Annotated in this window: 23 protein-coding genes; 8 read left to right on the top strand and 15 right to left on the bottom strand. The window is 56.5% G+C overall.

Annotated features, from left to right (window positions below):
- Positions 1 to 54: 54 nt before the first annotated feature.
- A complete protein-coding gene (locus QQL54_RS14340; protein ID WP_284392019.1) occupies positions 55 to 1,305 on the bottom strand; it encodes a cytochrome P450 in 1,251 nt (416 codons plus the stop codon).
- A gap of 138 nt (positions 1,306 to 1,443) precedes the next feature.
- Positions 1,444 to 2,130: an aquaporin gene (locus QQL54_RS14335; RefSeq protein WP_348520764.1), complete on the bottom strand. Its 687-nt coding sequence runs from the start codon at positions 2,128 to 2,130 to the stop codon at positions 1,444 to 1,446.
- A 160-nt stretch (positions 2,131 to 2,290) separates the two neighbouring features.
- On the opposite strand from QQL54_RS14335, the gene QQL54_RS14330 reads away from it, so the two are divergent.
- A complete protein-coding gene (locus QQL54_RS14330; RefSeq protein ID WP_284392016.1) occupies positions 2,291 to 3,097 on the top strand; it encodes an enoyl-CoA hydratase-related protein in 807 nt (268 codons plus the stop codon).
- Positions 3,098 to 3,216: 119 nt separating this feature from the next.
- Complete coding sequence (locus QQL54_RS14325; RefSeq protein ID WP_284392014.1) at positions 3,217 to 4,134, top strand: Hsp33 family molecular chaperone HslO; 918 nt, start codon at positions 3,217 to 3,219, stop codon at positions 4,132 to 4,134.
- Here QQL54_RS14325 and QQL54_RS14320 read toward each other — a convergent pair.
- A complete protein-coding gene (locus QQL54_RS14320; RefSeq protein ID WP_284392012.1) occupies positions 4,131 to 5,594 on the bottom strand; it encodes a TrkH family potassium uptake protein in 1,464 nt (487 codons plus the stop codon). The genes QQL54_RS14325 and QQL54_RS14320 overlap by 4 nt on opposite strands.
- Before the next feature lie 173 nt (positions 5,595 to 5,767).
- Here QQL54_RS14320 and QQL54_RS14315 point away from each other — a divergent pair, with 173 nt between their 5' ends.
- On the top strand, positions 5,768 to 8,161 hold the full coding sequence (locus QQL54_RS14315; protein ID WP_284392010.1) for a S9 family peptidase: 2,394 nt from the start codon (positions 5,768 to 5,770) through the stop codon (positions 8,159 to 8,161).
- Positions 8,162 to 8,165: 4 nt separating this feature from the next.
- Here the strand turns inward: QQL54_RS14315 and QQL54_RS14310 are convergent, their stop codons facing one another.
- The gene (locus QQL54_RS14310) at positions 8,166 to 8,537 is read right to left on the bottom strand and encodes a VOC family protein (protein ID WP_284392008.1); all 372 of its coding nucleotides are present in this window, start codon (positions 8,535 to 8,537) and stop codon (positions 8,166 to 8,168) included.
- A gap of 73 nt (positions 8,538 to 8,610) precedes the next feature.
- Entirely contained in the window at positions 8,611 to 9,306 is a 696-nt protein-coding gene (locus tag QQL54_RS14305; protein ID WP_284392005.1) for a tetratricopeptide repeat protein, read from the bottom strand.
- A gap of 38 nt (positions 9,307 to 9,344) precedes the next feature.
- On the opposite strand from QQL54_RS14305, the gene QQL54_RS14300 reads away from it, so the two are divergent.
- Complete coding sequence (locus QQL54_RS14300; RefSeq protein WP_284392003.1) at positions 9,345 to 10,217, top strand: Rossmann-fold NAD(P)-binding domain-containing protein; 873 nt, start codon at positions 9,345 to 9,347, stop codon at positions 10,215 to 10,217.
- Here QQL54_RS14300 and QQL54_RS14295 read toward each other — a convergent pair.
- Complete coding sequence (locus tag QQL54_RS14295; RefSeq protein ID WP_284392002.1) at positions 10,214 to 11,305, bottom strand: hypothetical protein; 1,092 nt, start codon at positions 11,303 to 11,305, stop codon at positions 10,214 to 10,216. The two genes, QQL54_RS14300 and QQL54_RS14295, sit on opposite strands and share 4 nt — an antisense overlap.
- A 174-nt stretch (positions 11,306 to 11,479) precedes the next feature.
- On the opposite strand from QQL54_RS14295, the gene QQL54_RS14290 reads away from it, so the two are divergent.
- The 3 genes from QQL54_RS14290 to QQL54_RS14280 all read left to right on the top strand — a co-directional run bounded on the left by QQL54_RS14290 (position 11,480) and on the right by QQL54_RS14280 (position 16,136).
- Positions 11,480 to 12,067: a hypothetical protein gene (locus QQL54_RS14290; protein WP_284392001.1), complete on the top strand. Its 588-nt coding sequence runs from the start codon at positions 11,480 to 11,482 to the stop codon at positions 12,065 to 12,067.
- A gap of 125 nt (positions 12,068 to 12,192) precedes the next feature.
- The gene (locus QQL54_RS14285; protein WP_284392000.1) at positions 12,193 to 14,160 is read left to right on the top strand and encodes a cation:proton antiporter; all 1,968 of its coding nucleotides are present in this window, start codon (positions 12,193 to 12,195) and stop codon (positions 14,158 to 14,160) included.
- Between the two features lie 65 nt (positions 14,161 to 14,225).
- Positions 14,226 to 16,136: a transglycosylase domain-containing protein gene (locus QQL54_RS14280; protein WP_284391999.1), complete on the top strand. Its 1,911-nt coding sequence runs from the start codon at positions 14,226 to 14,228 to the stop codon at positions 16,134 to 16,136.
- Positions 16,137 to 16,155: 19 nt separating this feature from the next.
- Here the strand turns inward: QQL54_RS14280 and QQL54_RS14275 are convergent, their stop codons facing one another.
- The 6 genes from QQL54_RS14275 to ggt all read right to left on the bottom strand — a co-directional run bounded on the left by QQL54_RS14275 (position 16,156) and on the right by ggt (position 22,395).
- Positions 16,156 to 17,031 (bottom strand): M48 family metallopeptidase, encoded by an 876-nt coding sequence (locus QQL54_RS14275; RefSeq protein ID WP_284391998.1) that lies wholly within the window; start codon positions 17,029 to 17,031, stop codon positions 16,156 to 16,158.
- Positions 17,032 to 17,176: 145 nt separating this feature from the next.
- Positions 17,177 to 17,629: a large conductance mechanosensitive channel protein MscL gene (gene mscL, locus QQL54_RS14270; protein WP_284391997.1), complete on the bottom strand. Its 453-nt coding sequence runs from the start codon at positions 17,627 to 17,629 to the stop codon at positions 17,177 to 17,179.
- 106 nt (positions 17,630 to 17,735) lie between these two features.
- The gene (locus QQL54_RS14265; protein WP_284391996.1) at positions 17,736 to 18,020 is read right to left on the bottom strand and encodes an integration host factor subunit beta; all 285 of its coding nucleotides are present in this window, start codon (positions 18,018 to 18,020) and stop codon (positions 17,736 to 17,738) included.
- Between the two features lie 129 nt (positions 18,021 to 18,149).
- On the bottom strand, positions 18,150 to 19,856 hold the full coding sequence (gene rpsA, locus QQL54_RS14260) for a 30S ribosomal protein S1 (RefSeq protein WP_284391994.1): 1,707 nt from the start codon (positions 19,854 to 19,856) through the stop codon (positions 18,150 to 18,152).
- Positions 19,857 to 19,977: 121 nt separating this feature from the next.
- The gene (gene cmk, locus QQL54_RS14255) at positions 19,978 to 20,640 is read right to left on the bottom strand and encodes a (d)CMP kinase (RefSeq protein WP_284391992.1); all 663 of its coding nucleotides are present in this window, start codon (positions 20,638 to 20,640) and stop codon (positions 19,978 to 19,980) included.
- 30 nt (positions 20,641 to 20,670) lie between these two features.
- Positions 20,671 to 22,395 carry a gamma-glutamyltransferase gene (ggt, locus tag QQL54_RS14250; protein ID WP_284391990.1) on the bottom strand — a complete coding sequence of 575 codons (1,725 nt, stop codon included), beginning with the start codon at positions 22,393 to 22,395 and terminating at the stop codon, positions 20,671 to 20,673.
- 95 nt (positions 22,396 to 22,490) lie between these two features.
- Between ggt and QQL54_RS14245 the strand changes: the two genes are divergently transcribed.
- Positions 22,491 to 23,636 (top strand): endo-1,4-beta-xylanase, encoded by a 1,146-nt coding sequence (locus tag QQL54_RS14245; RefSeq protein ID WP_284391989.1) that lies wholly within the window; start codon positions 22,491 to 22,493, stop codon positions 23,634 to 23,636.
- Positions 23,637 to 23,640: 4 nt separating this feature from the next.
- On the opposite strand, the gene QQL54_RS14240 is transcribed toward QQL54_RS14245, so the two are convergent.
- The 3 genes from QQL54_RS14240 to QQL54_RS14230 are packed head-to-tail and all read right to left on the bottom strand — an operon-like array spanning position 23,641 to position 26,576.
- Positions 23,641 to 24,519, bottom strand: a complete 879-nt coding sequence (locus QQL54_RS14240) for a TIM barrel protein (RefSeq protein WP_284391987.1) — start codon at positions 24,517 to 24,519, stop codon at positions 23,641 to 23,643.
- Positions 24,520 to 24,846: a YbaB/EbfC family nucleoid-associated protein gene (locus tag QQL54_RS14235; RefSeq protein WP_284391985.1), complete on the bottom strand. Its 327-nt coding sequence runs from the start codon at positions 24,844 to 24,846 to the stop codon at positions 24,520 to 24,522. It lies immediately after the preceding gene.
- The gene (locus QQL54_RS14230) at positions 24,843 to 26,576 is read right to left on the bottom strand and encodes a DNA polymerase III subunit gamma/tau (RefSeq protein ID WP_284391983.1); all 1,734 of its coding nucleotides are present in this window, start codon (positions 26,574 to 26,576) and stop codon (positions 24,843 to 24,845) included. The genes QQL54_RS14235 and QQL54_RS14230 overlap by 4 nt, the downstream gene beginning before the upstream one ends.
- Positions 26,577 to 26,659: the final 83 nt, after the last annotated feature.

Raw genomic sequence — 26,659 nt, 5'->3', positions numbered from 1 at the left:
GGCAGCGTTCGATTTGCAACGCTACCTATAAACATTGGTCAAATTGGTAGCGATCTATTTCCGGTGCACCCGCGTCATCACCTCTTCATAGCCCATGACAAAATTGCTGGAGACACGTTCGGGTTCTCCGATCACTTCGATCCGGTCGAACCGTTTCAGAGCTTCTTCCCACAGAATACGGAGTTGCATTTCGCCCACACGGTTGCCCATGCAACGGTGGATGCCAAAGCCAAATGACATGTGCCGACGGGCCTCATTACGGTCGATCCGATACACATCTGGATCGCCCCAAAACGCCTCATCGCGATTGCCAGAGACATACCACATCACGACGCGGTCACCTTCGCGGATCTTATGGCCTTTAAACTCGACATCGCGCGCCGCCGTGCGGCGCATATGACCGAGCGGGGTTTGAAAACGGATTGTCTCCGCTACCATATTGGGGATCAGGGACGGATCGGCTTTCAGCTTGGCCCATTCAGCCGGATTGCGATCCATCTGCACAACGCCGGCACTGATCGAATTGCGTGTCGTGTCATTGCCGCCGACAATGAGCAGCATGAGGTTGCCGAGAAACTCCAGCGGGTTGCACATCATGTCTTTCGTGTTCGGATTATGCGCTAGCAAGGACACAAAATCCATCTGTGGCGGCTTTTGCGCCCGCTCACCCCAAAGCGTGGCGAAATATTGCAGGCACTCCATCAGTTCGGCCTGACGCGCTTCCGCATCAACGTCTTCAATCCCAGCTCCTTCGGCGGTTGTGGCCACGTCGGACCACTCCGTCAGCTTGTAACGATCAGCCTGAGGAATATCGAACAAGGTCGCGAGCATTCGTGAGGTCAATTCACGCGAGACTGTGTCGACCCAGTTAAACTCGCCGTCCGGTAGATTATCGAGAATGTCGCAGACATGATCACGGATTTGCGGCTCTAGCACGATTAGTTGTGGGCGCTGCACGGCGGGCTGCGCCGCCTTGCGTTGGTCGTCGTGAATGGGGGGATCTTGCGCGATAAACATCGGCGTAATGAAGTCTTCGGGCGCATCGCCAATAACGATATTATCTTGGCTGGAAAAGTCGGCGTGGTTTGTATCCACTGCCATAATGTCTTCATAGGTCGTGATCGACCAGTAGGGACCGTGCATGCTGTCCGGACAATAATGGATGGGGGCTTCCTGACGCAAACGACGGAAATATTCGCCATGCGCATCAGCAGCGAAGAGCGCGGCTTTCGACACATCCAATGTCTCAAGCGGCAATGAATAAGGGTCAGGAATCTTCATCCCGCCTGTGGCCGCCTGTCCCATCACCGTCTCCCCGTGTACTTTTCAGCCTACGGTAAGGCTTTGGCGACACGCGTCAACGCGGGCCTTAGAATGACGCTTATTCAGAAAAAAAGCCGCCCCTGATGGGGCGGCTTGATGATTAAGACTGTGCATCCAGATTTAGGCAACGTCGCCATCACGGCGCTCCAGCAGGCCCGCCCGGAATGTTACTCCGGCCAGAACAGCGCCAATGGCCGGTGCAAGGATGAACAACCAGAGCTGGCCCAAACCGGTGAATAAAGCGGGTCCAAAGCTGCGGGCCGGATTAACAGACACGCCCGTCACTTGAATGCCAAGTAGGTGGATCGCCCAGAGCGTCAGGCCAATCGCGAGACCCGCCGTGGCAGCCGGAGCCGTCTTTTGCGTCGCGCCAAGAATGACGATGACAAAGATGAAGGTGGCGACGACCTCGAATGTAAAGGCTGCTGCAAGGCTGTATTCACCCAGATAGCCCGCGCCCCAACCATTCTGGCCTAATCCGTCTGTGGCAAGATCGTATCCGGCCGTGCCGCTAGCGATGAAATAAAGGATTGCTGCACCGATACTCGCGCCAATGAATTGAGCAATCCAGTGCCGAACCATCTCCGCTGCGTCGATACGACCAGAGACATAAATACCAAGCGAAACAGCCGGGTTGATGTGACAGCCCGATATCGGACCAATTCCGTAAGCCATTGCGACGATGGCCAGACCAAAAGCGGCAGCGATACCCGCCTGCCCGACTTCCGCGCCCGCGAGCACAGCCGTGCCGCACCCAATGAGAACAAGCACCGCCGTACCGACGAGTTCCGCGGCGAACATTTTAATTTTCATATGACCCTCCCAAGCCTGTTCCGGGTTGGATAGCCCCGTGAACGTGAACTGGAACTAAATGGTCCTAAGTCGCAATCAAGGACGTAATAAAGTGCGACCCGACGTGTCGCATTCGCGAGGCCGCGCTACAGCTAAAAGGAATATGGAGATCGACATGACTGACAAACCCAATCCTCGCCCAGACGGCGTCGGCACGCTGATCCAGTATGAGCGTGAGGGCAATGTCGCCATTGTCACGCTGAACCGCCCTGAGAAACGCAACGCCGTCTCACCAGAACTCGCCGAAGCACTGGATTGGGTGGTCAAGGATGTTGAGGCTGATGACGATATCTGGGTCGCGATCCTGACCTCATCGAATGACAAGACATTCTGTGCGGGCGCGGATTTGAAAGCGATCAGCGAGGGCAAAGGTCATCTGCTGTCGACCAAAGATGGCGGGTTTGCAGGCTATGCGTCCTCTAAACGTAAAAAGCCTTGGATTGCCGCTGTGAAAGGCTCCGCTCTGGCGGGCGGCATGGAACTCGCGCTGGCTTCTGACATGGTCGTCGCGGATAGCGCTGCGCGCTTCGGTCTGCCTGAAGTAAAACGCTCGCTCGTGGCGGCCGCCGGCGGCGTTCACCGCCTCGCTCGGCGCGTGCCACAAGCCATTGCCATGGAGATGATCGCGACCGGCGATCCGATTGACGCGAAGACGGCTCACCAACACGGCCTCGTCAACCGTATTGTGCCAATCGATCGAGTTCTGGACGAAGCCCGGTCTTTGGCGAAACAGATCGCAGCAAACGCGCCCATTGCAGTCCGCGAGTCTTTGTCGGTCACACGGCAAGCCTTTGACGCGACGGATGCAGAGCTGATGAATGCGGGACTGCAAGCCTTTGGTCGTGTCGCCCAGACAGAGGACATGCGCGAAGGACCCATGGCGTTTCTGCAAAAGCGCGCGCCCGTTTGGAAAGGCAGGTAAATAATCCGGCAGAGCCGGAATTTTCGCCCCTGAATGGGCGATAATAGCGTCCTGCTACGAGCTTGAGCGAGCAAACATACACGCCTTGAAATCTAAGCCCACGCCCCCATCTCCCGCCCATGCAAGATATTCAAACTAATGAACTCACCGTCTTCACGGTCGGTGGGACCGATGATGTAATCGCCCCTGTTCGCGGGCGGGCTGTGCGGCTGCCATCTGCGCTGCAAACCGCCCTCGCGGACCGCTATCCCGATCCTGTCGCGCGACTGCTCGGCGAGGCCATGATTGTCGGCGCCCTCGTCGCTCAATCGCTAAAATTTCAAGGGCGACTGGTGGTGCAATGCCACGGCACGAATGATGGCGCGGTCAGCCTGCTGATGGCCGATTGCACGACAGATGGCCAAATTCGCGGCTATGCCCGCTATGATGAGGCCGCTTTGCAATCCGTTATGTTGGATAATCGCGATCCGGGCGCGGAAGCCCTGCTGGGCGGCGGCACTTTCTCTATGACCATTGATCAAGGGCAGGACATGGACCTCTATCAGGGCCTTTCTGCGATTGAAGGCAAACGCCTGTCTGATTGTGCGGAACATTTCTTTGAACAATCCGACCAAATTCCAACCATGATGCGTCTCGCTGTCGGTCAATCTGTCGGCGACACTGGATCACTTTGGGCAGGTGGCGGCATAATGATCCAACGCGTCGCCGAAGACGGCACACGCGGCGACACATCGGATGTTTTCGACACGTCGAAAGCTCTGATGAGCACGGTTGAGGATGCTGAGTTGGTCGATCCGGAATTACCGATGGAGCGGCTGCTCTATCGTCTGTTTAATGAAGACGGTGTGCGTGTCTTGGACCGTCAGAGTGTCAGTGCGGACTGCCGTTGCTCACGCGAACGATTGGCCAATACGCTTAAGTCATTCGATGCAGCGGCCCGCGCCGAAATGGCCGATGAGGACGGCATGATCCGAGCCCTGTGTGAATTTTGCGACGTAGAACATGTCTTCCCCGTCGATGAGGTTGCACCCGCCTAAGCGCGCCAAAATGACGGTGTCACGACCACGAGGGCTGTGACGATTTCCAATCGACCCACGATCATGGCGCTGAGCAAGACCCATTTCGCGGCATTCGGCAGGTCTTGGTAGGTTCCGCTCGGCCCAATGATCTCGCCGAGTCCGGGGCCTACATTGGCGACAGCACTGCCCGCTCCGGACCATGCCGTCACGGGGTCGAGCCCCATCGCACTCAGCGCCCCAGCCGTCACGGCAACCGTGATGAAGAACAGGAAGAAATAGCCCAGCACCGAGTAAACCACCGTGTCGGGTAGCGGTCGCCCGCCATAGCGCATCGGGGCAATTGAGTGCGGGCGTGGCATGCGGAACAGATAGGCGCGCATCGCTTCCATCGCGACTTGGTAGCGAAAAATCTTGATCGAGCAGGCCGTTGACCCCGCACAGCCACCAATAAACATGAAGAAGAAAAACGCGCCAATCGCCAGCGTACCCCACGTCATATAGTCAGCCGTTGCGTAGCCCGTGCCCGTGATAATGGAGATGGTGTTGAACGCAGATAGACGCAGCGAATGTAATAGCCCCAACTCGCTATCTTGTGCGCCCGATGCAATCAGACCGACCATTACGAGCAGGCTGAGCATTGTAATCACGAAGATGAAAGCTCGAACCTGCGGGTCGCGTAGAGGGGCACCAAATTGCCCGCGCCGAACCATGAGCATATACATGCCAAAAGGTAATGCACCGAGCACCATGAAGATCATGCAGACAATATCTGCCCCATCATCCATGAACCCGCCCATCGACGCATCAGATGTCGAATAGCCGCCTGTCGCAATCGTCGTCATGGCGTGGGCATAGGCATCAAAGCCGCTCATCCCCGTCCACATATAAGCCGAAGCGCAAGCGACTGTCAGACCGAGATAGATGAGCGCGATTGTCAGCGCGATTGATTGCGCGCGCGGCAGAATTTTCTCGCCGACGTCGGAGCTTTCTAATCGGAAGAGCTGCATCCCACCGATCCCCAGCATGGGCAGGATCGCCATCGCCGTCACAATAATCCCGATCCCGCCGATCCACTGCAGCATGGCCCGCCAGAGCAGAATGCCTTTCGGCATATCGTCTAAGCCTGTCAGAATAGTCGAGCCGGTTGTCGTAATACCAGATGTCGCTTCGAACAGGGCATCCGTCAGCGATAGGCGAACCGGATCGAGCAGGAACGGAAGGGCCGCCAGTACAGCCAGAACGATCCAGGAAAAGACCGTCAAAACGAAGGCTCCCCGCGCGCGAAGATCAGGCTTTGGCGTGTAGGTCGCGGTCGCCAAGGCCCCGCCAACAAGGGTCACAATCACACCGGAAATCGCAAAGGCCTGCCAGGATTGATCGCCGTAGAGCAGATCCACTCCCATCGGGACAAACATCAGCAGCCCCATGGCCGACGCCATGAGCCCGATAACAAAAAAGACGGGACGAAGGTCCGGCATAGGCGGCTTATCGGTCGCGGCGGCGAAGCTGGCAAGACAATAGCCGAAGGAACTGACAACACCATTTCAGACACGAAACCGAAATCCTGCCTGTCATGTAGCTATAGTTGCGATTGTACGGGCTGCAGCGTAAGCCCGATGTAAACCTATGTCTCGACACCGGAGCTACGACCATGCGCCTTCGCCTTCTCACGACCTGTCTGCTCGGCGCAGCACTCATGGGCTGTTCCGGCTCATCCAGTGAGGACATATCTCCAGTTAGCGAAAGTGAGCCCAACGACACGGTTTCGGCCTTGCAGAAAGCCGCGTCTGACGCACTCACCCCCAGAGCACAGCGTAAGAGTTACCTGACCTCGGATCCGGGCGAAGGGCGACTGACCCCCGAACGTCTTCATGCCAGCACTGGACTGGACGGAGCGTCTCTGACGCGCGCGCGCATCGCGCCCAGCGGAGAATTCGTCACGGTGCTGCAAGGTCGCGACGATGATCCGCTGCAGCAAGATCTCTGGGCTTACGATATCGAAACAGGCGAAGGCCGCTTGCTGGTCAGCTCGACAGACTTACTCGGCGCGCCCGAAGAACTGTCCGAAGAAGAAAAAAATCGCCGCGAACGCGCGCGCCAATATGCGTCGGGCATTGTCGATTATAGTTGGGTTGGCGACAACCTACTCATGTTTCCGCTCGGCGGCGACATCTTCCTCTATGATCTGACAACGAATGAGGCGCGGCAGGTCACGGCAACGTCGAGTTTTGAAACCGATCCAAAAGTCTCCAAAGACGGGTCCTTAATTGCCTATGTTCGCGACAATGAGTTGTTCGTGAAAGAACTCGCAACCGGACTAGAGCGCCAGCTCACCAACTCGTCCTCAGACACGGTCCGCAACGCCACAGCGTCTTTTGTTGTGCAGGAAGAGCTCGCCCGCTCGACGGGATATTGGTTGTCGCCTGATGCCAGACGCGCCGCTTACACACAGATTGACGAAAGCCCGATTGCGATTGAGACGCGCGCCAATATCGGACCTGATGGCATCACCACCATTGATCAGCGCTACCCGTTTGCTGGGACAGATAATGCCACTGTTAAGCTGGGCGTTGTCAGAGTAACGGGCGGTGCAACGCGCTGGGTCGATCTTGGCGATGATGCAGACATCTATCTCACACGTGTCGCCTGGGCACCCGACAGCCGGGCCCTATATGCGGGCGTGCTGAGCCGGGATCATAAAACGCACACCATCTACCGGGTCGATTTATCGGATTATACGTCCGAGGTTTTTTATCAGGAAACCAGTGAGACTTGGCTCAATATCCGGTCGGGTTTCAAGCCCGTCAAAGACGGCCTACGCATGGTCAGTGAGCGCGACGGACTGCGGCATTATTACGAAATCACTGAAGACGGCGCCCAACAGCTGACACCATCCGACATTATCGTCGACAGCATTCGCTGTACCGCCAGTGATGGCTCAATCTATCTGACGGGCTGGCAGGACAGCCCAGTCTCAAAACATCTGTTCAAAGTCGAGACGATGGAAGTCTTGGCGCATGAGGGCGAAGAGGGCGCGACCGACAAACGGGTCATCGCCACCCAAGTGACGACAAGCGACGGCCAGCACGGCGCATCGTTCAATTCGGATTGCAGCCGCTATCTCGGCACCTACAGCAACGACAATGTGCCGTCACAGGTCAGAGCCTTTGAAGCCGACGGCACACCCTTGACCTGGTTGTCACAGAACGCGCTCGATGCGGATCATCCCTATGCGCCTTACCTGGATGCCCATATCGAGCCAGAATATGGCACGCTGAACGCTGAAGATGGCTCAGAACTCCACTACTCGCTCTATAAGCCGCTGGACCTCAAGCCCGGCGAGCCACGCGCATCAATCACGATCGTTTATGGCGGACCCGGAGTACAGCGCGTGATGAACCGGTGGGAGCGTAAGCACCTCGCCCGGATGCTCGCGCATCATGGCTTCGTCGTCTTCGCGCTCGATGGTCGCGGCAGCACGAACCGGGGCAAAGCTTTTGAGGACGTGCTCTACCGCGCCCTTGGACGCGCCGAAGTCGTAGATCAAAAAGTCGGGGCTGAATGGCTTAAGACCCAAGACTTTATCGATCCGGACCGGATGGGCGTTTATGGCTGGTCCTATGGCGGTTATATGAGCTTGATGATGTTAGCGCAGACCGATCTGTATGCTTCAGGAGTCTCGGGCGCACCTGTCACCGACTGGGCGCTTTACGACACGGCTTACACAGAGCGCTATCTTGGTGACCCTCGACCCGACCACCCGAACTATAGTGAAGGCGCTTATGAAAACGGCTCCGTTTTCCCGCATATTGACGGGCTGACAGAACCCGTACTTGTTATCCACGGCATGGCCGACGACAATGTCGTCTTCCGTCATACGGTGAAGTTCATGGATGCGATGCAGAAGGCGGGTCGCCACAATCTGCGCCTGATGACCTACCCGGGTGAAAAGCATGGCTTCCGGGCGGCGACGTCTAAGGTCCACCGTGACCGGCAGATCCTAGAGTTCTTCCTTGAAACCCTGGATCTACCCGCCGCAGAGTAAGGCCTTACTTATTCGGCGCAAAAACAGCGATCTTGTTGCCGTCGAGGTCGCGGAAATAGGCCATATAGAAAATATCGGCCCGGACCCCCGGGGCGCCTTCATCCGTGCCGCCGAGAGCTAAGGCCTTGGCGTGAAGACTGTCGACCTTGTCCTTCGTCCCCGCCAGCAAAGAGACCATCATTCCGTTTCCGACCGTTGCTTTCTGGCCATCAAATGGCGTGCAGATAGCGAAGCTTGGTTGGTTTGGCGCGACGCTGAAGCCTGTGAACGTGTCGGACGACCAGCCCGGTTTCGCGCCTAGTTCCGCCAACAGCTCTCCATAAAAGGCCTTGGCCTTGTCCATGTCGTTGGTGCCGACCGTAGTATAAGCAATCATAACGTCTCCTCTTCGAATTGAGCCAGAGTAGCGCACTCACACTCCGCCATCGATAACAGACGTCGTATGGCCTCTATTCGCTGAGCGTTGCTTCCTGATCAGACAATCGAATGGCCTCATTGATATGGCCGCGTAAGAGCGCCGTTTCGACCGATGTCGGGTCGGCTTTCAGCGACGTTTCAATGTCGTCCTTAGCCGCCACAAACCGCTTTTGCCGTAAGCGGGCATCGGCGCGGTAACGCAACGCTTCGGCGTGGCTTGGGTTTTGGAAAATCACAAGACTCAATTCCGCTTCGGCTTCTTCAAATTCTCCCTGCATGACATCGGCACGCGCGCGGGCAATGCGCAGATCGGCAAACTCATCATCATATTCGAGTCCCGCCGTGGCGGATGCATGGGCCTTTTCTGGCTTTGCGGCGGCTAGCCAAAAATTGGCCGCTTCCGAGCGGAAATTGCGCCGCATCTCTTTAGAACCGCCATCCGAGCCAGAGGCCAGTTGGTCGAGCCGGTTGGCGGCTTCTGCCTCATGACCCACAGCAAATAGCGCCATCGCCTCACAATGGCGCGCCCGGCGACCGCCGCCTTGATCGTTCCAGATCATCGCCTCTTCCAGCGCCAATTCCTGATCGACAGCAATTCGTTCCAAACAGGCCTTATGTTTCGCGTCGAGCGCTTCCGTCATATCTGCAGCATGTGTGGGCAAAGCCAAGGCTAAGCTTGCCAGAAGCGTCGCTGCGGCGGAAAGAAGAGTTTGGGAAAATCGCGTCATGTTGAGCGCGTTATAGAGGCTGGGGGATCATCGCGACAATGCGTCCGCGCGTTACATTGCAGTTACCTCTGACCTCTGGACCCGCTGTGACGCTATCTGGCGCGCATGTGCTGTTGATCGGCTATGGCTATGTCGCTCAGGCGATGGCGCCCGTATTGCAGCGCGCTGGTGCGACGGTCCAAAATACGTCACGAGCTAATGGCGACCTGCTCTTTGGGTCCGCAGCGATGCGAGACACATTTGAACGCGCAGACATCGTTCTCACCTCAGTTCCACCGAGCCGGGACGGATCAGACGCCGCTTTAAGCGCGTTGAGAGGCACAAAGAGCCATGCAAAATGGATCGGCTATTTATCCGCGACGTCCATCTATGGGGACCGGTCCGGACAATGGGCCTTTGAAGGGGAAGCGCCGACGCCGGGATTAGAGCGTGGATACCGCCGCGCGAACGCTGAGTTGGCGTGGCTGGAGACCTGTCCCCAAACGCACATCTTCCGTCTTGCAGGCATCTATGGTCCAGGTCGTGCGCCTTTCACAAAGATCATCGACGGCAGCGCCCGGGTCATTGATGCGCCCGGACATGTGGTCAATCGCATCCATATTGACGATATCGTCTCAGCCCTAATCGCGTCGATAGCCCGGCCAAGTCCGCAGGATATCTATAATGTTGCCGATGGCCATCCGGCTCCACCCGGGGATGTTCTGCGTTTCGCGGCAGACCTTATCGGGCGCGATGTCCCGCCTATTGTCCGCCTTAATGATCCATCCGTCTCGCCAATGGCGCGGAGCTTCTACGCTGAGTCTAAGAAAGTGGACATTTCACATATAAAAACGCGGCTCGGGTGGGAGCCGCGTTTCAAAACCTATCAGGACGGCTTGAGGGCCGTTTTGAAGTCTATGGATGAGACTTAAGGTGTGGGTTGGACATCCATGGCCAATTCAGCCGTTTCAGTAATCTCCAACACATCATCGCTATCGTCTAGGAAAACAGCTGGAAGATCGTCGCCCAGTTCTGTTTCAAGCGTGTAATCGAGACCCTGCATGCAGTTTTCGAAATCCGGATTAAGCGATCCGATCACGTTAGTTTCGTCAAACACCCAATAGCCGTTCGTGCGAGTTTCACAGGCACGCCATTCCGTCATGGACGCTTCACCATTGAGCCGAATGAACAACACATCATCGACGGTCACAATATCATAGGATTTGTTGGCAGAGATTTTGACAGTATCAAGGATATCGCCCGATTGTTTTGCCGTTGTGGTGGTTTTTGTCACCATGGAGGTGCCCATAACTGTGGGGCTCTCAACTTCAACAATTGTCTCAGCCATCAGCGTGATCGGTGCGGTCTCAACAATAGTCACGTCGCTTTCAAGCTCGGCGGCGGCCATCTTCATGTCCGTTTTCACAGTTTTGGTCTCTGTCACTGTTTCAGCCAGTAAGACTGTGTCAGACGTCTCTTTGACGTCATATTTAAGCATGGCGAGCATGGCGTCGCTCAGCTGGGTTTCCAGCGTATAATCCATAGCGCGCATGCAGCTTTCAAATTTCGGGTTGAGCGATCCGGTCATGTTTATGTCGTTATAAACCCAATAGCCTTTGGACTGCACTTCACAGGCACGCCAATCCTTCAGAGATCCCTCACCATTCAGCTGAATGAACGACGTGCTATCGACCGTCACAACATCGTAGGATTCAGTCGCAGAGAGGTTGACTGTCTCGACGATTTCAACTGTCTTCTGAGTTGAGGTTGTGGTCGTTGTCCCACCCTCAATGCTGGCCGTTTTGACCTCGACAACTTCTTCTGTTTCGACAGATGCAAATTGCGTGTCAGTGTCCGGTGCGCCGCGCAGGACCCTGCGAACAGGATATGTGGCGACACCCGCGACGGCTTTAGTACCGCTCCAGGCACCGTTTGCTGCTGACCCTACGATGGAACAGCCAGATAGGCTCGTCCCTGCGAGGGCGACAATAACGAGGGCTTTGATCGATGCGTTTGCCATGACGGCCTCCAAGAACTCACGACTGGCTCAGATAAAATGACTGAGCTTCCCACATCACCATTCAAGTTACGTGCCAGTGTCTTTGCGTATGTCTCGGTGAGGCCAGGAATTACTAGGGCCCGCTGAAGCGACCCTTCGCCTTGACAGTTCGGCGCGCAAATCGCACCGGGGCTCATGGCTAAGAATAAGAAAAAGTCGGACTCTACGGAGACGAAGACATCCAACGGAGCCCGCGCTCACGCACCCGACAGAGCTGCGCGTCTGGAGACTCTCTTCAACGTCGCTGGCCGTTATGGTGAGCTTAGCTTTGAAAACTATGCCCGAATTCGGAGTTTGGCAGAGACTTTGCGCGATGAATTATGCGCGTGGCTGAGCGATCGCCGTGATTGCGTCTATCTGGTTCCGCCCGAAGGCCGGTTTTCCGCTGAAAACTATCAGTCGGCCGCCTTTTCTGTCGCCGGGAAAGGCTATCTGCCGCTCAAACCGATCAGCTTCGGCCTTGCCGTACGCGTGTCTGAGGACAAGGATTTCATGCGGCTGAAAGTGACCTGTCGCAAAGAAGGCGATTCCATGTTCGTCCGCTTAGAGGACGGAGCCGAGATTCGCGTTCCCCAACCCGTCACTGAAAACGCGCTGCTACCGCTTTTCGAAGCGATTTATCGGCATGTGACCGACTTCTTCCAAGACCGGATCGATGATTATGACAATGGCCGCTACGGGACGCAGGAAATTGGTTTTGATATCCAGCGGATGACAACTTGATCGATCCTTTAAATAATACATGGATCATACGCTGCTAAAGCCTGTCTAGCCGCTTCCCCTTACTGACCTCAAACGCTAGAGCGTGTCCTTTGTAGCGGGTTCGCCCGCGTCATTACGGACCCCGCATGGCCGCTTCCGCCGCAGCAGACGCCGCGCATTACGCAGCATTCAGCTTGCCAATCAAGATCGCCCTCATCGGCGTTTTGGGGATTGGCGCACAATGGCTAGCCTGGCGCTTGCAACGTCCTGCCATCGTTCTGATGGCTGTCGCCGGATTGATCTTCGGACCGCTTCTCGGGGCCTTGTTGCAACTCGACCTTCCAGAAGTCCTGCGCACTATAATCACGCCTTTCAGGCTCGATCCCGTCAATGATTTCGGCGATCTTTATAGGCCGCTCGTCGGGCTATCGGTTGCCATTATTCTATTCGAAGGCGGGTTGAACCTGCGTTTCCGAGACTTGGGCGATGCCCGCAATGCTGTGATGCGGATGGTCTTCCTCGGCGGACCGATTGCTTGGGTTTTAGGGGCTGCAGCGGCCTATTATATCGTCGGCCTACCGCTTCTAATCGCGATTATGGTGGGCGGTCTGTTCGTCGTGACCGGCCCGACCGTGATCATGCCCCTGTTACGGCAAGCGCATCTCAAACAAAGACCCGCCAACGTCCTGAAATGGGAAGGCATCGTCAATGATCCGGTCGGGGCATTGTTTGCCGTGATTGGCTATGAAATCATCGTCTTTCAACTGACCGGCGTCAGTGCAGCCGCGATCTTCGGGCGGTTAGCCTTTGCTGCCATCTTCGGGCTCGTGGTTGGCATTGCATCAGCTTATGGACTCGCTTGGTCTTTCCGGCGCGGCCATATTCCAGAATATCTCAAAGCCCCTGTCGTGCTGGCTTGGGTCCTAGCCGTCTATGTTTTGTCCAACAAACTGGCGGATGAAACCGGGCTGCTGACCGTGACTGCCATGGGCATGACAATGGCGAATTTGAAGTTCGCGGCGCAAGTCGAAATGCGACGATTCAAGGAAACGATTACCATCATACTCGTCTCGGGCGTGTTCGTCATTCTAACCGCAACCCTGACGCCCGCCGTCCTCAAAGCCTTCTTATTGGAATGGCGCGTCTGGGCCTTCGTCGCCGCGATGATGATCCTTGTCCGCCCGATCGCCGTTATGTTGTCGACTTTGTGGTCCGGTCTAGATTGGCGCGAAAGCCTGCTGGTGGCCTTGATTGCCCCACGCGGTATTGTTGCCGTTGCCGTTGCCGGTCTCTTCGCTGCCGAATTGCAGGCTCTTGGACTGGATCAGGGTGCGCTATTTGTGCCCCTTGCCTTTGCCCTCGTCGGCGTAACCGTCATCTTTGCTGGCTTCTTTATCGGGCCCTTGGCCAAAGCGTTGGGACAGAGTGCCGGTGGTGGTGATGGGGTGCTGATTGTCGGCGCGAACCCTTGGTCACTGGGCCTCGCCAAAGCGCTGCGCGACATGAATATCGGGGTGTTGATTGCTGACACGAACTGGCGTCGCCTGCGGGCCGCACGTTTGGACGGACATAATACGTTTTTCGGTGAAGTCCTGTCTGAGAACGCTGATTACTCGCTTGATCATTCGCAGTTTAATCACCTGATCGCGGCCACACCCAATGACGCTTACAACGCGCTCGTCAGTGTCGAATTTGCCCCAGAACTCGGGCGTCACCGTGTATTCCAAGTCACCAATAATGACGGCAATGGCGATGCAGAGGATGCTGGCATTGCCTATACGTCGCGCGGACGCACACTGACCTCGCGCGGGCGATCATTCGATGCCCTGACCCGTGATTGGTGGTCGGGCTGGCGCTTCCGCGTCACCAAATTATCGGACGAATATACGCTTGAAGACCTCTATCGTGACCGGGGTGACAATCTCGATCTCATCGTGGCGAAAAAAGCTGAGGGTGGGCTTGAGTTCATCCAACCCGGACAGGAAGACCGCGCCCGAGGGGCTACCGTCCTGTCTTTCTGTGCCGCCACCGACCAAGATGTCACACGCGGTGAAGGCGCGAAACGGGCCGGCGGAAGCACGCTCGCCGGACCAACAGCAAAGCTGCCAAGCTGAACAAACTTAAGCGGACCTTAACCGTGATCGGAGCAATATAGAGGCTCGTTCACGCAAGGCCCGTTATGCGCGTCGCGCTTCCTAAAGTCCCAGCTTGGCTCACCCGCACCACACGCACTCTGCTGCTGAGCGCCGGTACGGCTGGCTACCTGATCGGGATGGCTGTGTTGGGCACATTTGCCTACATCAGCGCGGACCTTCCTGATCCATCCCGACTATGGGAACAGACACGGCCGCCGTCTATTCAAATTGTTGATCGGCAAGGCCGTGATCTTGCTGTGCGCGGCGCACATGCCTTAGCGCCCATGCCCATTGAGTCTCTGCCCGCCCATGTCCGGCAGGCCGTTCTCGCGACCGAAGACCGTCGTTTCTATGCGCATTCCGGTGTTGATCCCTATGGTCTAGCTCGGGCGACGCTCGCCAATCTGCGCGCGGGACGCGTGGTCGAAGGTGGATCGACGCTGACACAACAGCTGACGAAAAACGTCTTTCTGACACCTGAGCAGACCCTGACCCGCAAGGCTCAGGAAATGATTATCGCCGTGTGGTTGGAACGCCGGTTCACCAAGAACGAACTGCTGCGTCTTTATTTGTCCCGCGTTTATTTCGGTGGCGGCGCATGGGGTTTAGAAGCCGCTAGCGAAACCTATTTCGGACGCGCCCCCGATCAACTTTCGCTTTCGGAAGCGGCGCTGCTGGCCGGATTGCTCAAGGCCCCTTCCGCCCTCAACCCGACGCATAACCCCGCGCGCGCCGCAGACCGTATGCACACAGTCTTGCGCAGCATGAATCGTCAGCATCTACTGGACGACGGCGTATTGTCGGCGGCTCTGGCAACGCCGGTTGTGGTGCTACCTCCCCGACGTAGCGATACATCAGATTACTTTATCGACTGGATCTGGCCCGAAGTCGAAGCCCGCGTCGGCGTTCCGAACCGGGATCTCGTCATTCAAGTGACGTTAGACAAAGCTCTACAGCGTGCCGCGCAGACCGCTGTGTCGAGCCATCTCGACCCAGACCTCGGTGCGACGCAGGGCGCGCTGGTAATGCTAGGGGATCGCGGCGAAGTGCTTACCATGGTCGGGGGCGCGAACTATCGGGACAGTCAGTTCAACCGCGCGGTCCAATCCAAACGTCAACCGGGCAGCAGCTTCAAACCCATCGTCTATTTAAGCGCCTTAAGGGCCGGGCTTCGGCCTTGGACAGTGAGGATGGACGCGCCCATTTCCATCGATGGCTGGCAACCACGGAATTTCAAAAAGGAATTCGCCGGAGCGATAACGCTGGAGGATGCCCTCGCGCGGTCGATCAATACCGTATCTGTTCGGATCGCCGAAGAAGTCGGGCGTGAGCAGATCGTAGCCACGGCAGCAGAGCTGGGTCTAGACGGGCTACAACCCTTTGCCTCACTCGCATTAGGCGCGCAGGGCGTTTCTGTCATCGACATGGCGGAGGCTTATTTGCCGTTCGCGACTGCGGGCGACGCGTCTAGCGGCTATGGTCTATTGTCGATTTCGACCGGGGAAGGTGTGCCGCTATACGACCGTCTGTCACCCGAACCGGCCCGCGTGCTGAACCCTGAAGAAATTCGCTATATGAACCGGATGCTGGTGCGGACCGTTCAGGCAGGAACCGGACGGCGCGCCCAAGTCAATGGCCGCAGCGTGGCGGGTAAAACAGGCACCACCAATGATAATCGCGATGCTTGGTTCGTGGGATATGCGCCGGGTCTCAGTCTCGCCGTTTGGGTCGGTGACGATGACAATGCGCCGATGAAACGGGTTACTGGCGGCACGCTGCCTGCCGACATTTTCTCGGATGTTATGGGCGCAGCTTTGGAAACTCGCCCGATGGCTGAACTGCCGCAAATTGCCAAACCGGACAACATCTTGCAGCAATCATCGTTCAATGCCCTACTCGACCGGTGGGAAAACGCGGCTAGCGAGTCCGGCTCTGCATCGCCGAACCTGCCCTAGTTAGGACCTAAGTCAGCGTCTAGCGCAGAGAAATGTCGTTCGGACAGTTCTGGTTATAGATCTCCACCGCCTCTGGCATCCAAGTCTCAAAATCATTGATGCGTGTCTCAGGGCTGGGGTGTGTGCTTTGAAATTCTGGTGGTGTTGCGCCGCCTGCAGCCGCCATACGTTCCCAAAGACGCGGAGCTTCACGCGGATCGTAACAGGCCCGTGCCATGAGGATCAGACCAATATAGTCGGCTTCGGATTCGTGCGCACGAGAGAAAGGTAATGCGTAGCCATATTGGCTGATCCCGCCAAAAACGCCCATTACCGTGCGCTGCGCCGTCTGATCCATACCGCCCGCGCCCAAGGCCACTCCGGTCCCGACAATGCGCTGCATATTCTGCTGCGCCATACGTTCAGCACCGTGGTGGGCCAAAGCATGGCCAACTTCATGTCCCATGACGACCGCCAAGCCATCCTCTGTCTGAGCCACAGGGATCAAGCCCGTATAAACAGCGGTATAGCCGCCCGGCAAAGCAAAGGCATTCACTTGCGGACTGTCGATAACATTGAACGCCCATTCAAAGCCCGGATCTTCGGGCGCAGCCGCGCGGGCAATTCGAGCCCCAATTTCGCGGACAACGTCGACAACCGGCTCATTGGTCACAACTTGAGAGTCCGCCAAAATCTGTCGGTAGCTTTGCAGGCCGAGCTGCATTTCCTGTGCGGGTTCCATGGTCCGCAACTGTTGCCGACCTGTGAACGGGACTTCTTCCTGATTCACGAAGTAATAGATCGCTGCGCCGACTGCGAAGAGTAGCATGATCTGCCAACGAAACCCGCCGCCGCGTCTACTAACTCGGCGACCGCCAAAATTAGAACGTCCCTGCGATGCGCGCCGATAGACCATAGAAAAACCTCCGAAACAGACGTGTCGTTCTTAAACTACGCAGGACTCGCCAAGAGTTTCCACGAAAATCCAAAAACCCCTCACCTGAAGTAAGAAAAGCCGCAGCGACACTGTCGCCACGGCCCCAACATGAATGTCGCTAGACTTATAGTTTGGCATTCTGACGCGCGAGTAAATCGCGGATTTCGGCCAGCAATACTTCATTAGCAGGCGGCGCAGACGGCGCAGCTTCCTCTTTCTTCTTAGCTTTGTTCATCGACTTGATGATGAGGAACATGACGAAAGCAACGATGATGAAAGAGATCAATGACGTCAGGAACTGACCCCAATTGATGATCCATCCAGCGTCAACCACCGTGCCATCAGCGCCCGTGACGGGTTCGCGCAGAACCATCTTCCATTCGGACAAATCAATCCCGCCCATGATGGGTTGGATCGCTGGCATGAAGACTCCGTCGATAAAGTCTTTCACCACAGTGGCGAAAGCCGAGCCCATGACAAAGCCAACCGCCATGTCGATCAAATTGCCTTTCATGGCAAAATCTTTGAATTCTGAAATCATTCCCATCTGATTATCCCCGTCTTGTCGCACCGACATGGCGCGAACCTTAACACGACAATAGTCTGCCTTGGCCTGAATGGAAGATTAATGTGGGATATAGATGGCGACATATTAGCCGCTCAGCCTCACGAAACGTGGACGATCAGCTGGAAAAGTCGATCTTTTCGCGCAAATCCTTACCTGTTCGGAAGAACGGCACATGCTTTTCCGGGACAGCGACTGGCTCACCCGTGCGAGGATTGCGTCCGGGACGCGCTTTACGATGACGCACAGAAAAGGCGCCGAAGCCGCGCAGTTCAACCCGCGCGCCGCGTTCCAAAGTCTGCGTGATCGATTCGAGCACGACGGCGACCACGCGTTCCATATCCCGACGGGTCAGGTGTGGGTTTTCTTCGTGGAGTTTATCGATCAACTCAGAGCGCAGCATAGAGTGTGTAAACAGCCTCAAGGCGCGGCCCGTCAAGAACTATCCGTCATCGGACATAAAAAAACCCTCGTCCGGGCAGTCCGGACGAGGGCAATTCGATAAATCGGGACGTTCGACCCGATAGAAAGCTTAGTTCTGATCTTTCAGAGCTGCGCCCAAGATATCGCCAAGCGATGCACCTGAGTCGGATGAGCCATATTGTGCAACGGCTTCCTTCTCTTGGCTGATTTCCAGCGCTTTGATTGACATCTGATACTGGCGTGTCTTGCGATCCACGCGTGTAATCATGGCGTCGACCTTATCACCGACAGCGAAACGCTCTGGGCGCTGCTCTGTACGGTCACGCGACAGATCACCCTTACGGATGAAGGCTGCGACTTCTGTGTCATCTTCGCCGAAGGTCACATCCAGTCCAGCAGGCTGAACGTTTGTGACTGTACAGGTGACGATGTTACCTTTGCCGAAGCTCTTCGCACCGGCAGGCATTGTGTCTTTCTGCAGCTGCTTGATACCGAGAGAGATACGTTCTTTCTCAACATCGACTTCGAGGATCTTGGCTTCAACCATTTGACCTTTTTGGTAGTCTTTCAGGGCTTCTTCGCCAGACTTGTCCCAAGACAGGTCTGAGAGGTGAGCCATGCCGTCAATGTCGTCTTCCAGACCGATGAACAGTCCAAATTCGGTGACAGATTTGACTTCGCCAGAGATGGTCGAACCAATTGGGAAGCGATCGGTGAAGCTATCCCATGGGTTCGCCTGAACCTGCTTGAGGCCAAGCGAGATGCGACGCTTCTCTTCATCGACATCCAGAACTTCGACTTCGACTTCTTGTGATGTCGAGACGATTTTGCCCGGATGGACGTTCTTCTTAGTCCAAGACATTTCGGACACGTGGACAAGACCTTCGACGCCTTCTTCCAGCTCAATGAACGCACCGTAATCGGCGATGTTCGTGACGCGGCCTGTGTGGCGTGTGCCCGGAATGTATTTGGCGGCTGCCGCATTCCACGGATCGTCCTGCAGCTGCTTCATGCCGAGGCTGATACGCTGAGTTTCCGGGTTGATGCGGATGACTTTCACCTGAACCGTATCGCCGACATTCAGCACTTGGCTTGGGTGAGAGACGCGACGCCAGCTCATGTCAGTGACATGCAGCAGGCCGTCGATGCCGCCGAGATCCACGAACGCACCGTAATCGGTGATATTCTTGACCACGCCTTCGCGGACTTCGCCTTCTTGCAGTTGAGCAACAAGCTCTGCACGCTGTTCTGCACGGCTCTCTTCGAGGATCGCACGACGTGAGACCACGATGTTGCCACGTGAGCGGTCCATCTTAAGGATCATGAAGGGCTGCTCTGAATTCATCAGAGGGCCAATGTCGCGTACCGGACGAATGTCCACTTGGCTGCCAGGTAAGAACGCGTTGATGCCGCCAAGGTCGACTGTGAAGCCACCTTTGACGCGGCCAACAATGACGCCTTTGACTTGCTCTTCGCCTTCGTAGAACTTGGCCATCTTGACCCAGCTCTCTTCGCGGCGGGCCTTGTCGCGAGACAGGACAGCTTGACCGAGTGCGTTTTCGATGCGTTCCAGAAAGACTTCGACCGTGTCGCCGACTTTCAGCTTATTATCAGATCCGGGTTCGTAAAATTCGCGCAGTTCGACACGACCTTCGGTCTTCAGACCAACGTCGACAATTGCGACGTCTTTTTCAATGGCGGTGACGATGCCTTCGACAACTTTGCCTTCGCGCATTGGCGAGGCTTCGACGGCGGCTTCGAACATAGCGGCGAAGTCGTCAGTCGTCGGGGTGAGGGTTTCCTCAATGATGGACATGTTTGGGGTTTCCAGAATGTGTCATGCCAACAGATCTCATGACCTGCGGACTACCCCACGGGATTGCGGGGATGATTGATACGCACGAAATTTCTAGGGTTTGGACCTTGGAAAAGTCCGCTCAACCTTGAGCCTTCGCGTTCAGCACAGCATCGATCAAGATGATCGCTGAGCTAACGGCGGCGTCTATAGAGAGATGCGTCGTATCCAGCAAGTGCGCATCCACAGCGGGTTTAAGCGGCGCGACGGCCCGGTTCATGTCACGGTGATCGCGTTCGCGAAGATCGGATAAGACCGACTCTAACGTGACGTCCTCCCCATAACCGCGCAATTCCTTATAGCGCCGTTCGGCCCGAACCTCTTGGTCAGCATCGACGAAAAGCTTCACATCCGCATCAGGGCAAATCACTGTGCCAATGTCGCGCCCATCCAGCACGGCGCCCTTGGCCGCGAAATCTCGCTGAAACGCTAGAAGTGCGGCGCGGACCGGCGGGTGAACGCTGACCTTTGATGCCGCGGACCCCATACCGCCGCTTTTTAAAAATGGGTCATCAAGCGTTGAGGCGTCGATTGACGATGCGATTTTTGCCGCAGTCTTAGCGTCGTCGACCGAGCCACCCGCGGCCAGCACGTCGCGCGCCACGGCCCGATAGAGCTTCCCCGTATCCAAATGCGCGACGCCGTAATGCGTTGCTAATCGTTTGGAGAGCGTCCCCTTACCCGACGAAAATGTCCCGTCGACAGCAATGGTCAATGGCGTTTTGGTCATAGCGGTCTTCGTCATAGGGGCCTCTAAGAAAGGCTCGGCCCGCTATCAAGGACCAACCGCAAGACTATCTGGATCACGCGGGTCGGCTGCGCCGACAAACCAATCGCCATCCCGTCCGACCGAGTTGACAAGACCCAGCGTCGTGCGGGCTATGGTTCCTTCGCCGTCTTTCGGGAAAATGTGACCCATGGTTTCCAGAATGGTCAGCGTGTCGGGGCTAATTCCCGGTTCAATGATCACCAAATCGGGTAACCATTGATGATGGATACGCGGCGCGTGGAGGCTTTGTGCGACATTCATGTCCCATTCGACCACATTGAGCACGGCTTGCATAACGGACGTAATGATTGTCGACCCGCCCGGCGATCCGGTCGCAAGAACAGGGGATCCATCTTTCAAGACGATGGTCGGTGTCATGGATGAGAGCGGTCGTTTGCGCGGCTCAATTTCATTCGCCTCGCCCCCGATCAAACCATAGCCATTTGGACTGCCGGGCTTTGACGAAAAATCGTCCATTTCATTATTAAGCAGAAAGCCCGCCCCATCGACGGAATAGCCAGATCCATAAGAAAAATTCAGCGTGTATGTAACCGATACAGCGCGTCCATCTTTATCGATAACGGAGTAATGGGTTGTATCCATGCTCTCGACAGGGAGTTCAGATCCGGGCCGAATATCTATCGATCGGCTAGCAGCCGTCGGGTCGATCGTCTCCCGTAGAGCGTCCGCATAATCCCGCGCGGTCAGATCCGCCACAGGCACATCCGCAAAATCAGGATCGCCTAGATAGACACTTCGGTCGGCATAGGCGCGCCGCATCGCTTCGATCAATTTGTGCAAATAAGCCGCCGAATTATGCCCGTCCGCAGACAGGTCATAGCCTTCGAGAATGTTCATCATCTGCACCATGTGAACACCGCCTGACGATGGCGGTGGCATGGCGGTGACTGTGTAACCACGATAGCTCCCCACAATAGGTTCGCGTTCAACGACTTGGTAGTTGGCTAAGTCCTCATGCGTGATGAGCCCATTTCCTTGGGCCATTTCAGCCACAATCAAATCCGCCGTCTCACCGGCATAAAAACCCTCACGCCCATCTTTGACGATGCGACGCAAGGTTTCAGCCAGATCGGCCTGCACCATTTTATCGCCAAATTGATAACCGCCGAAATAGTCGAGCGAACTCTCATCCGCTTTCAAACTGCCAGCACTCGCCAATGATAAAGCAAAACTTGGGGTCACATCGAACCCACGTTCCGCCAATCGGATCGCCGGACCCATGACTTGACGCCGGGTCATCGTACCGTAGCTATCCAGCGCGTGGAGCAGTCCGGCCACAGAGCCCGGCACACCCGCTGAGGCGCGGGAGAATTGGGCTTTGTCATTATCGACCTCACCATCCGCACCCAGATACATGTCGCGAGTCGCGGCGGCGGGCGCCATTTCGCGAAAATCAATGGCCGTTACCTCACCCTCTGGCTGAGCCAGCATCATGAAGCCGCCACCCCCAAGATTCCCGGCTTGAGGGTGTGTGACCGCTAGCGCAAACCCAACGGCTACGGCCGCATCGACCGCATTCCCCCCGCGACGCAGAATGTCAGATCCAACTTGAGCCGCCACCGATTCCTGTGTGCTGACCATACCGTCGCGAGATAATTCGGGCTGGTGGATCGTTCCAGCTTGATAGATCGCGCGCGCCGCCGGATTGGCATCAGCTGCGAAACTGGTCGTCGGAATGAACAGGCAAGCCGCTAAGAAAAAGTGTTTCATAGCGTACTGTAACCGCATTCCCGCTAAACCGAATAGAAATTCAAAAGACAACGATGTCAAAACATGATATAGGATTGCGCGATAGGAGGTATGCGATGATCGGGCTGACACGAAGAACTATGTTGGCGGCCTCTGCGGCCACAACTGTCCTAGGCGGGTGTGGCTCCATTCCCTCCAAACACCTCGACCAAAGAGCGATAGGTTTGAATGCAATTGCTCAATCGCGTGGCCTTCGCTTTGGCACCGCAATTAACTCTAATGCGCTGACAGACCCGGCTTATCTCGACATCATCAAACGTGATTGCGGTGTTCTTGTCGCGGAGAACGAACATAAAATCTATGTCGTGCAGGGTACAGAGGGTCCCATGCAATGGGATCGCCCGGACGCGATTGTCGATTTTGCCAACCAGAATAATATGGCTATGCGCGGCCATGTCCTGCTGTGGAATCGTGACGATTTTCTACCGGGCTGGATGCCGGATGTAGGTTTCGATCAAGCCAGTATGGCGGCCTATCTCGATCGCTACTTTACCGACATGGCAATGCGATACCGGGGCCGGATAGACAGTTGGGATGTCGTCAACGAAACCATCGATCCGGGAACTGGGCTGCCGCGCGACACGCTTTTTACGCAAACATTTGGCCCCGATGTCATCGATTGGGCCTTCCGCAAAGCACGGTCACTGATGCCGGACACCCAGCTTGTTTATAACGACTATATGATTTGGGAGCCGTGGAATGAAAAGCACCGCATGGGCATATTGAAATTACTCGAAGGCTTCCGCGCCCGCGACGTCCCGATTGATGCGTTCGGCATTCAGAGCCATCTCGGCACAGGCGATGGGGACGTGATGGAGGCTTATCCGGACCCTCAGCGGCGAGAATGGCGTGACTTTGTCGACGAAATTGTCGGCATGGATTACGAATTAATTCTGTCGGAGTTTGACGTTAACGACACACGGATCACGGCTGACATTGCCAAACGAGATGCCCAAGTCGCCGCCTATGGCGGCGCATTTCTGGACATGATGCTGGACTATAAAGAGGTCGGCGACGTGCTCGCTTGGGGTATGGCCGACCATTATTCCTGGCTACAGACGTGGTGGCCGCGAAAGGACGGAATGCGCAAGCGGGCAACGCTTTACGATGAAGATCTAAATCCGAAACCGCTCTATGACGCCGTTGCCAACAGCCTTCGCAATGCGCCTGTCCGCCCGGTGCGATCCCCGTCAGCTCTCTGACCCATCAGCCTTCTGAGATGGATTCTGCCAGCATGAGCATATCGGCGATGGCCTGCTGATAGTCGCCGTCTTTGGCCCAGAATTCCAAGCCAATCGGGCGGTCATAACCACCTGCGCGCACTTGTCTGATGACATTGGCATAGTTCACATCGCCCGTGCCGGGCTGTTGGCGGTCTGGTGCATCGGCGATCTGAACATAACAAATGGCGTCAGCGCCTTTGCGCAGATTGCCGATCAACTCACCCTCGGCGCGCTGCATATGGAATAGGTCCCAGTTCAGCTTGATGAAAGGGGATCCGACCGTGCGGACAATCTCGACTGCATCTGCTGAACCATAGATGAAATGACCGGGATGATCATACGGATTGAACGGTTCAATCGCGGCGAACACTTTGGCGTCTTCGAAGATTAGCGCGGCGGCAGCCATGTGATCAGTGTAGGCTTTCAAACTGTCGGCTTTAGATATGCCCTCGACATCCTGATGGCCCACCAAGGTCACAATATCGGTTGAGAGAGTATGCGCACGTTCTACGGCCCGTTTGCAATTGTCGAGAAACTGCGCGCGTGTGTCTGAACGCGCCAATTGGGGCGCATCGCCGACAATCTGCGCGATGGACACACCCGCGTCGGACGCCAGCTTGGCGAGGGCTTCAGCCTTTCGGTCCGCATCATTGAGGAACCAGAATTCGACATGGCTAAAGCCTGACCGCGCCGCAGCGTCAAAGCGTTGCTGAAACGGACGATCAGTGAACCAACTTTCCGTATTCAAGGCAAAGCCCGACAGTCGCTGACGTCTGTCTATAGGGTGCGACGCCGTAGACACTGTCGCACAAGCCGTCGCAGCTGCCGCGCCGGCAATAATCAGAGCACGGCGGTCGATCATTTAAAACGGCATCTTCATGCCGGGCGGGAGCGACATGCCGCCCATCGCCGATTTCATCGTCTCGGCCGCCGCTTGATCGAGTTTAACCTTGGCGTCCTGGTAGGCGGCAATAATCAAGTCTTCGAGCATCTCTTTATCTTCGGCTCCGCCCAGCAAGGACGGATCAAGGTTGAGCGCTTTCATGTTGCCGCCACCCGCCAGGGTCACAGTAACAAGCCCACCGCCTGAGCGACCGGTCGCTTCTGTATCAGCGACTTGAGCCTGCGCAGCTTCCATTTTGGCCTGCATTTCTTTGGCCTGTTTCATCAGGCCCATCAGGTCTTTCATGTTTCATCTCCGGATTTGAAGTCTGCCGCGATTACATTGGGAGAGCGGTCCGTGATCTCAAGCAGTTTGGCATTTTTCAGCAGCGGATGGTCAAACGCGGGATGGGCGCGGTCTTTTTCCGCCTGCTCCGCTTTGGCCGTTCGGCGCTGGTCTGCCAACGGCGGTTCACCGATCTTATCTACTGGGCTCACCAACCACGGCTTACCAGTCAGTTCTTGTAGCGACCGCACCATGCGACCCAGCACGGCGTTGTGGCGCGGCTCGGTGATATGCACCTCGGCCGCACCGTCCGCAAAACTGACGACGCTCACATAGCGTTCGAGATCGGAGCGCAGGCGCAGATCATCAACCTGTTCGACATAGTCCGCGAAACTCTCAAGCTGTAGCGTCGGCGCAGCGGGCGTGATCGGTTTTGGCGCGGTCATGGCGGCTGTGTGGGACGCTGATTGGCTAACCGATCGACTGGGGGGCGGCGTGGACGGCCCAGATGCTGTCGAGGTTTTCGGCGCATCGGGCTTCAGTTGCGGTAACCCCTCACCGCCTTCGCTTTGCATTTTCTGCGCTTCGCGAATGATCTGAGCGGCGAGTTCAGGCGGCGGCATTTGTCCGGCTAGCGCGAGTTTAAGCAGCGCCATTTCCGCAGCCGCAAGCGGTACGGGCGCTTGGCGAACTTCACCGTGCGCGCTCATCAAAATCTGCCAGGCACGGGTCAGTTGGCCAGTAGAGAATTGTTCGCCGAGACCTCGCAACCGTTCGACCTGATCCGGAGCAAAATCAAAAGCCGCGTCTTCACCCAATGTCTGCGCGCGCGAGACTTCGTGGCAAATATCGAGCAGATCACCCATTACGACCTCTGGTGCTGCGCCGTCATCATATTGCGCCCGCATGGCAGTCAGAGAGGCTTTGGCGTCGCCGCTCATCGCATGTTCAAACAGATCGATCAGGCGCACACGGTCGGCCAGACCCAGCATAGACCGAACTTGTTCACCCGTGACTTCGTCGCCAGACAGACCGCTCTGCACGATGGCTTGATCGAGCAGCGATAGGCCGTCACGCACAGAGCCTTCAGCCGCGCGAGCGATCAGAGCGAAGCCGTCATCCGACATCGCGACCTTTTCTTTCGCTGCGATGGCTTTGAGATGTTCAGAGAGAATGTCCGCTTCGACGCGGCGCAGATCGAACCGCTGGCAGCGCGACAGCACCGTAATCGGGACTTTGCGGATTTCTGTTGTGGCAAAGATAAATTTGGCGTGGTCCGGCGGCTCTTCCAGCGTTTTCAGCAGTGCGTTAAACGCTCCCGCGCTGAGCATGTGGACCTCATCGATGATGTAGACTTTGTAGCGTGCGTCGGCAGGCGCGTAGCGAACCCCGTCGAGCAGCTCGCGCATATTATCGACGCCGGTGCGCGATGCCGCGTCCATTTCCAACACATCCATATGCGTCGACGACATGATCGCCTCGCAGTGTCGCCCCGGAGTGGCTAAATCGACGGATGGGTGATCAATCGTGTCCGTTTCATAGTTGAGGGCACGTGCCAGCAAGCGCGCCGTTGTTGTCTTGCCGATCCCGCGCACACCCGTCAGCATGAAGGCATGAGCGACCCGGCCCGTCTTGAAGGCATTACTCAGCGTCGTCACCATCGCATCCTGCCCGATCATATCCTCAAAGGTGGACGGGCGGTATTTGCGGGCGAGGACCTGATAGGTCTGATTGCTGGAACTGTCGGCCATGACCCTAACCTATATGCAGGCCAGCCATGCTTGCAAACATCGCTTGAATGGTTGCGCACAGGCGCAGGCGACCGCAGAGACAG

Origin of the sequence: Algimonas ampicilliniresistens (assembly GCF_030159955.1) — a bacterium.
Lineage (GTDB): Bacteria > Pseudomonadota > Alphaproteobacteria > Caulobacterales > Maricaulaceae > Litorimonas > Litorimonas ampicilliniresistens.
The sequence above is the reverse complement of the archived record's forward strand: the minus strand, read 5'-3'. Positions and strand labels throughout refer to the sequence as shown.

Coding starts and splice junctions, on each gene's coding strand:
- QQL54_RS14340 (WP_284392019.1), bottom strand. CDS start 1,305: ATGGGACAGGCGGCCACAGGCGGGATGAAGATTCCTGACCCTTATTCA.
- QQL54_RS14330 (WP_284392016.1), top strand. CDS start 2,291: ATGACTGACAAACCCAATCCTCGCCCAGACGGCGTCGGCACGCTGATC.
- QQL54_RS14325 (WP_284392014.1), top strand. CDS start 3,217: ATGCAAGATATTCAAACTAATGAACTCACCGTCTTCACGGTCGGTGGG.
- QQL54_RS14320 (WP_284392012.1), bottom strand. CDS start 5,594: ATGCCGGACCTTCGTCCCGTCTTTTTTGTTATCGGGCTCATGGCGTCG.
- QQL54_RS14315 (WP_284392010.1), top strand. CDS start 5,768: ATGCGCCTTCGCCTTCTCACGACCTGTCTGCTCGGCGCAGCACTCATG.
- QQL54_RS14310 (WP_284392008.1), bottom strand. CDS start 8,537: ATGATTGCTTATACTACGGTCGGCACCAACGACATGGACAAGGCCAAG.
- QQL54_RS14305 (WP_284392005.1), bottom strand. CDS start 9,306: ATGACGCGATTTTCCCAAACTCTTCTTTCCGCCGCAGCGACGCTTCTG.
- QQL54_RS14300 (WP_284392003.1), top strand. CDS start 9,345: ATGCGTCCGCGCGTTACATTGCAGTTACCTCTGACCTCTGGACCCGCT.
- QQL54_RS14295 (WP_284392002.1), bottom strand. CDS start 11,305: ATGGCAAACGCATCGATCAAAGCCCTCGTTATTGTCGCCCTCGCAGGG.
- QQL54_RS14290 (WP_284392001.1), top strand. CDS start 11,480: ATGGCTAAGAATAAGAAAAAGTCGGACTCTACGGAGACGAAGACATCC.
- QQL54_RS14285 (WP_284392000.1), top strand. CDS start 12,193: ATGGCCGCTTCCGCCGCAGCAGACGCCGCGCATTACGCAGCATTCAGC.
- QQL54_RS14280 (WP_284391999.1), top strand. CDS start 14,226: ATGCGCGTCGCGCTTCCTAAAGTCCCAGCTTGGCTCACCCGCACCACA.
- QQL54_RS14275 (WP_284391998.1), bottom strand. CDS start 17,031: ATGGTCTATCGGCGCGCATCGCAGGGACGTTCTAATTTTGGCGGTCGC.
- mscL (WP_284391997.1), bottom strand. CDS start 17,629: ATGTCGGTGCGACAAGACGGGGATAATCAGATGGGAATGATTTCAGAA.
- QQL54_RS14265 (WP_284391996.1), bottom strand. CDS start 18,020: ATGCTGCGCTCTGAGTTGATCGATAAACTCCACGAAGAAAACCCACAC.
- rpsA (WP_284391994.1), bottom strand. CDS start 19,856: ATGTCCATCATTGAGGAAACCCTCACCCCGACGACTGACGACTTCGCC.
- cmk (WP_284391992.1), bottom strand. CDS start 20,640: ATGACGAAGACCGCTATGACCAAAACGCCATTGACCATTGCTGTCGAC.
- ggt (WP_284391990.1), bottom strand. CDS start 22,395: ATGAAACACTTTTTCTTAGCGGCTTGCCTGTTCATTCCGACGACCAGT.
- QQL54_RS14245 (WP_284391989.1), top strand. CDS start 22,491: ATGATCGGGCTGACACGAAGAACTATGTTGGCGGCCTCTGCGGCCACA.
- QQL54_RS14240 (WP_284391987.1), bottom strand. CDS start 24,519: ATGATCGACCGCCGTGCTCTGATTATTGCCGGCGCGGCAGCTGCGACG.
- QQL54_RS14235 (WP_284391985.1), bottom strand. CDS start 24,846: ATGAAAGACCTGATGGGCCTGATGAAACAGGCCAAAGAAATGCAGGCC.
- QQL54_RS14230 (WP_284391983.1), bottom strand. CDS start 26,576: ATGGCCGACAGTTCCAGCAATCAGACCTATCAGGTCCTCGCCCGCAAA.